The 6,000-nt window shown below is 42.0% G+C and carries 5 protein-coding genes and 1 tRNA gene; 1 reads left to right on the top strand and 5 read right to left on the bottom strand.

Annotation, left to right across the window (positions count from 1 at the left end; genetic code table 11):
• Positions 1-402: 402 nt before the first annotated feature.
• Positions 403-2,016: an RICIN domain-containing protein gene (locus BMZ41_RS09000; RefSeq protein WP_242942036.1), complete on the bottom strand. Its 1,614-nt coding sequence runs from the start codon at positions 2,014-2,016 to the stop codon at positions 403-405.
• 50 nt (positions 2,017-2,066) lie between these two features.
• Positions 2,067-2,147, bottom strand: a tRNA-Leu gene (locus BMZ41_RS08995).
• Positions 2,148-2,304: 157 nt separating this feature from the next.
• Here BMZ41_RS08995 and BMZ41_RS08990 point away from each other — a divergent pair.
• Positions 2,305-2,520 (top strand): PDC sensor domain-containing protein, encoded by a 216-nt coding sequence (locus BMZ41_RS08990; protein WP_090168303.1) that lies wholly within the window; start codon positions 2,305-2,307, stop codon positions 2,518-2,520.
• Between the two features lie 437 nt (positions 2,521-2,957).
• Here the strand turns inward: BMZ41_RS08990 and purD are convergent, their stop codons facing one another.
• The 3 genes from purD to purM form a co-directional block, all read right to left on the bottom strand.
• Positions 2,958-4,244 carry a phosphoribosylamine--glycine ligase gene (gene purD, locus BMZ41_RS08985; protein WP_090528805.1) on the bottom strand — a complete coding sequence of 429 codons (1,287 nt, stop codon included), beginning with the start codon at positions 4,242-4,244 and terminating at the stop codon, positions 2,958-2,960.
• Positions 4,245-4,351: 107 nt separating this feature from the next.
• Entirely contained in the window at positions 4,352-4,972 is a 621-nt protein-coding gene (gene purN / locus BMZ41_RS08980) for a phosphoribosylglycinamide formyltransferase (protein WP_090528802.1), read from the bottom strand.
• Positions 4,972-5,997, bottom strand: coding sequence for a phosphoribosylformylglycinamidine cyclo-ligase (gene purM / locus BMZ41_RS08975; protein WP_090528799.1), 1,026 nt, complete (start codon positions 5,995-5,997; stop codon positions 4,972-4,974). Before purM ends, purN begins: the two co-directional genes overlap by 1 nt.
• Between the last annotated feature and the right edge of the window lie 3 nt (positions 5,998-6,000).

The raw sequence follows: 6,000 nt of genomic DNA, 5'->3' as shown, positions 1-6,000 counted from the left end.
GCAATTCATGCATCTAGACTATTTATCAAGGGAAAGATTAGCTGCAAAACAATCAAAAATCTTTTGTCTAAATATTTGACACCTATTCGTCCAAACAGAAAAGCAATCCGACGCAAGAAGAAAGATCGTTCTGTTATGAGTTTTAATTATAGATTGTCTTAATTCAACTAATACATATCTGCAACAGGCAGGGGGTATATTCCTGCCTATTTTGCATGTCCAAAAATATTTTTTCCGTACAATCATCCTCCTTACCATCATTAAAAACTTTGATTTTTGTAAGAAATACTCTAAAGTTAATGACATTGCGTTAGAGCGCGCCCATGGCGCGCAAACCTTAAAAAGAGCACAGCGCCATGTGAGGCCTGTGCTCTTCTTTTTATATTCGTCTATTCTGTAATCTTAGAAGCCGCTGCATCTTCCTGAAAGTACTGCGCCACTAATATTGTTCTTTCCGTTGATTGACTTACAATCAATAATCTGAGCCTTTCCGAAAGTTACCTGGTAGCCAAGTGCCGATGGCTTTCCAGATGCAGGCCAGTTGTAGTTGTTCTTCTTATTAGAATCAGCTGTACAATTCTTCATTGTAACTACACCACTCTGATTGTTTCTATCAAAACCTGATGCAAGGTTCCCCTTTGCAGAGCAGCCAGTAAGTGTATGCTTTAATGGATCAAGGTGTGCCTTCTGACCAGGAGTCTTGTTATCTACACCACCCATCTTAAAGCCATTACCATCACCATAGATACCATTACAGTATCCATTGAAGTTTGCCTGGCAATTAACAAGTGTTACAGCGCCGTGAGCTGCATAGCAGTCCCAGCCATCATCACTGTTGTAATCTGCGATACACTCTTCGTAGTAATTGCCTTCACCTGAGTGAAGCTTGTTAGCAAAACCATCAGCATTCTCACCCTTTGCATCTGCATTGTGGTGTGAGTGACACTTGATGAATTTGTTGTAGGCACCACCGTTACAAACCTGGAAGCCTGCATCCTGATTGTAGCAAGCCTCTACGCTTGTAAAGGTGTTGTTAGAACCTGTGATATACAAACCGTTATCTGATGCGTTCTTTACAGTAATATTAGAAACCTTGCTTCCATTTCCCTCAAAGGTAAGACCTCTTCCATTGCTACCTGAAGTAGATGAGAAATCAATTACTGCATTATTCTTTCCTGAGATATGAACACCTGCAGGAACCTTTACAGCTCCAGACTTAACTGTACCGTTGATTACGATAGTAGTACCTGACTTTGCCTTGCTAAGGGCAGCTGAAAGTGTAGTTCCACCATTCTTAACCTCGATAGAGTTGCCAGATACCACAGGCTCCTGAGAACCTGAGTTGTTACCACCCTGATTTCCTGAACCATTTCCTGAGCCATTACCGCCCTGGTTTCCTGAGCCGTTGCCCTTATCTTTATTCTTGTCTTTATCTTTATCCTTGTTCTTATCCTCTCCCTTTGAAGGATTCTCTGAAGAAGAACTAATGCTCTCGAACTTGAATAACTGATTTGCATTACCCTTAGATGATGAAAGGTAAACATTTCCGCCATTTGATGTGCCGCTTACTGTAAGAGCCATCTTATTTCCTGAACACTTGGCAGAAAGAGTATATTCCTTATTACCTCTGTGCTTTACCTTGAAAACCTGTGCATCAGCACCATTTGCCTGATAAATCTGAACATTAGTGCCGCTGGTCTTAGAACCATTAACAACGTCCATCATTCTGCCACTATCAAGACCGCTCTTTAAGGTGATGTAGTTGTCTCCGACATTTGAAACATACCATCTCTGAGATGCGTTTCCTATACCCTGATACTGCTGAACGTTTGCACCGTTTGCATCTTTTCCCCCAGCAACTTCAACGTATTTCTGGCTGCTTACATTTTTGATATAGTACCAGCCATTTGGGATTAATGTGCTTGCTGCAGAAACTGGAACAGAAGGCACCAAGCTGACAGCCATTGCTATTGTAAGAGCAACTGCTATCTTCTTTTTTAACATTTTTCCTAACATATTATTCTCCTCATAAAAAAATAGCACTAGGAAATCTTCCTAGTGCTTAATGCGGATGACAGGACTTGAACCTGCACGTCGGGGACACTAGAACCTAAATCTAGCGCGTCTGCCAATTCCGCCACATCCGCATAAATCAAGCAAATAAAACAATGATAAACTGGCATTGATAATTGCCTTCGGCAATGGCCAGTTTTGGGCATATCATTTTCCTGCGCTTCTGCTAGGAAAATAATATGCGTTTGTCGGCTCATCGACTCATCTAATATATCATACTCAAGGAGCCGAATGCAAGGCAGGAAATCATATTTTTTTTACAATTACTTCATAGATGCTATGGCTACAGGAAAACCTGTTGTTTCTAACATCATCACAAGTAAAACAACAGGTAACCGAGTTACACAGATAGTTTCAAGTCTTGCAGATTCTGCATCTGATTTGAAGAACATAGCTGAAAAGCTTAACAGTGAGATTTCTTTCTTCAAGGATGATACAGAAGAATAAAATTTACCATTAGACAAAAAGGTCCTAGCCTTTAACCAGGCCAGGACCTTTTATTATTTGCTTTCCTTAGCAATTAAATCTTGAGCTGTAGATTCCCCCGTAAACGTTCTTAGTACCCACTAATTATATAATCTATTTGTTAGGTAGGTACAGTGTTAGTTAAATTGTACCCACGAATAACAAGACTATCCCAAACAGTGGGTACGCCGGTAGTTGAAATGTACCAACGGATAGCAGGACTATGTCGAACAGTAGGTACAATCGTAGTTGAAGCGTACCCATGGATAGCAGGACTATGTCGAACAGTAGGTACAATCGTAGTTGAAGCGTACCCATGGATAAAATCACTGTACAAAAAGTGGGTACACTAACAAGTAAAGTGTACCCACAGAAATTATAAACTTATAGATAAGTGGGTACTCCCACTGTACCTCGTTCTAATTGTTACATGTGTCTACATCGAGTATCGCATTTGCAATGTCATGACGCATATATTTATTTTCAAATTCAATCCACTCGGTTGCCTCGTATGCCTTGGCACGAGCTTCTACTAAATCCTTGCCGAGAGCTGTAATTCCAAGGACACGACCACCGTTTGTTACTATTTCGCCCTTATCGTTCTTTGCTGTTCCTGCATGGAAGCAATAGTAATCCTTGTTATTGAACTTCTCAAAGCCAGTGATAGGGAAGCCTTTCTTGTATGCTACTGGATAACCATCTGAAGCAAGTACTACGCATACACAAGCCTCATCAGAAAACTTCAAATCAATCTTATCAAGTGTACCATCGATGCAGGCATTAAATACATCGATAATATCGTTCTCTAATCTTGGAAGAACTACCTGTGCCTCTGGGTCACCAAAACGAGCATTGTACTCAAGTACCTTAGGACCATCCTCTGTTAGCATAAGTCCGAAGAAGATAACACCCTTGAATGGTCTGCCCTCTGCCTTCATGGCATCAACAGTAGCTTGGAAGATATTCTTCTGGCAGTACTCCTCAATCTCCTTTGTGAAGAATGGAGATGGTGAGAAGTTACCCATACCACCTGTGTTAAGACCTGTATCTCCATCACCTGCGCGCTTATGATCCTGTGCTGATGACATAATCTTTACTGTATTTCCATCTACAAAGGAAAGTACTGAAACCTCACGGCCTGTCATGAATTCCTCGATAACCATTGTGTTTCCAGCTTCACCAAACTTCTTGTCTGTCATGATTTCTGCTACGCCTGCAACAGCCTGCTCATGATTCTCGCAGATAAGAACACCCTTACCCAAAGCAAGACCATCTGCCTTTAAAACGATTGGGTACTTAGCTGTCTCAAGATACTTTAAAGCGGCCTCTGGATCTGTGAAATTCTCATAACCTGCAGTTGGTATATTGTACTTCTTCATCAAGTCCTTAGAGAATGCCTTTGAACCTTCGATGATGGCTGCATTCTTTCTAGGACCAAAGCAACGAAGACCAGCTTCCTCAAACTTATCTACAACACCACCTACAAGTGGGTCATCCATACCGATTACAGTAAGGTCGATTTCCTTCTCTTTTGCAAAAGCTACAAGCTTATCAAACTCCATCGCCTTGATGTCAACGCACTCTGCAAGCTCTGCAATACCTGCATTTCCTGGTGCGCAGTAAATCTTATCTACTTGTGGGCTTCTAGACACTGCCAAAGCTATGGCATGCTCGCGGCCGCCACTACCTACGATTAAAACCTTCATACTTATTCTCCTATTCCGCTTGTTACGCTCTCAATCCTAAGATATTGCTCCGCTCGATTAACACATCTCGCTGTGCAACACTTAGAGATTGATAGCTACAAGCTCATTTAATCAATATAAACTTTTCCAGCATTAACACGTACTCGACCACACGCTATTAGATCAATAGCCTTAGGCATGATAATCCACTCGGCCTGTTCCATGACACGGCGCTGAAGAACCTCTGGTGTGTCGCCTTCAAGAACCTCTACCGCCTTTTGTAAGATAATAGGGCCTGTGTCGGTGCCTTCATCCACAAAGTGACAGGTAGCTCCAGTGACTTTTACACCACGAGCAAGAGCGCCTTCATGAACCTTCAAACCATAATATCCTGTACCACAAAAGCTTGGAATAAGTGATGGATGAATATTGATGATTTTATATTCGTATTTACGAATCATCTCTGGTGGGATTACAACTAAGAATCCTGCCAATACAACTAAATCAACATTGTAAGAATCAAGCTTCTCAAGGAATGCTTTGTTGAACTCCACGCGGCTGGCAAAATCCTTAGGGCTGATGCAAACACCTTCAATGCCAGCTTTTTCAGCGCGCTCCAATGCATATGCATTTTTATTATTTGAGATTACGACAGCAATCTCAGTATTATGGATTGTTCCATTATCAATGGCGTCGATAATAGCCTGAAGATTGGTACCTCCGCCTGATACACAAACTGCTATTTTCATTAGACTAAATCTACTCCCTTTTCACCGTCTACAATCTTACCAACTACATAAGGTGTATCTCCTGCAGAGCGCATAGCTTCCATTGTCTTATCAACATCAGCTGGATCTACAGCAACAACCATACCAAGTCCCATGTTGTAGGTATTGTACATCATCTGCTCAGATACGTTACCCTTAGCAGCCATAAGTTTAAAGATTGCAGGAACCTCATAAGAGTCCTTCTCAACAACAGCACGCTTACCCTCTGGAAGCATACGTGGAATATTCTCATAGAAACCGCCACCTGTAATATGTGAGCAAGCCTTTACACGAACGCCTGCATCCTTTACTGCCTTAAGAGCCTTAACGTAAATACGTGTTGGTGCAATGAGTGCCTCACCTAGAGTGCAGCCAAGCTCATCATAATATGTATCAAGACTTTCCTTTGTCATCTCGAAAATCTTACGAACAAGAGAGAAACCATTTGAATGAACACCAGTAGATGCCATACCGATAAGTACATCACCATCCTTAAGGTTCTCACCTGTGATGATGTCCTTCTTATCTACGATACCTACTGCAAAACCTGCAAGATCATACTCCTCCTCAGGCATAAGACCTGGGTGCTCTGCTGTCTCACCACCTACAAGGGCGCAGCCAGACTGCTTACATCCTTCTGCAACACCACTTACGATTGTTGCAATCTTCTCTGGGATGTTCTTTCCGCAAGCAATATAATCAAGGAAGAAAAGTGGCTCGCCACCTGCACATGCAACGTCGTTAACGCACATTGCAACTGCATCAATACCGATTGTGTCATGCTTATCCATAAGGAAGGCAAGCTTAACCTTTGTGCCGCAACCATCTGTACCAGATAAAAGTACTGGCTCATCCATGTTCTTGATAGCGCTAAGATCAAATGCGCCTGAGAAGCCGCCAAGGCCACCTAAAACCTCAGGTCTCATTGTACCCTTAACGAATTTCTTCATGAGCTCCACTGACTCATATCCTGCCTCAATATCTACTCCTGAACTCTTGTAATCCATGTT

Origin of the sequence: Pseudobutyrivibrio sp. UC1225 (assembly GCF_900115215.1) — a bacterium.
GTDB lineage: Bacteria > Bacillota > Clostridia > Lachnospirales > Lachnospiraceae > Pseudobutyrivibrio.
The sequence above is the reverse complement of the archived record's forward strand: the minus strand, read 5'-3'. Positions and strand labels throughout refer to the sequence as shown.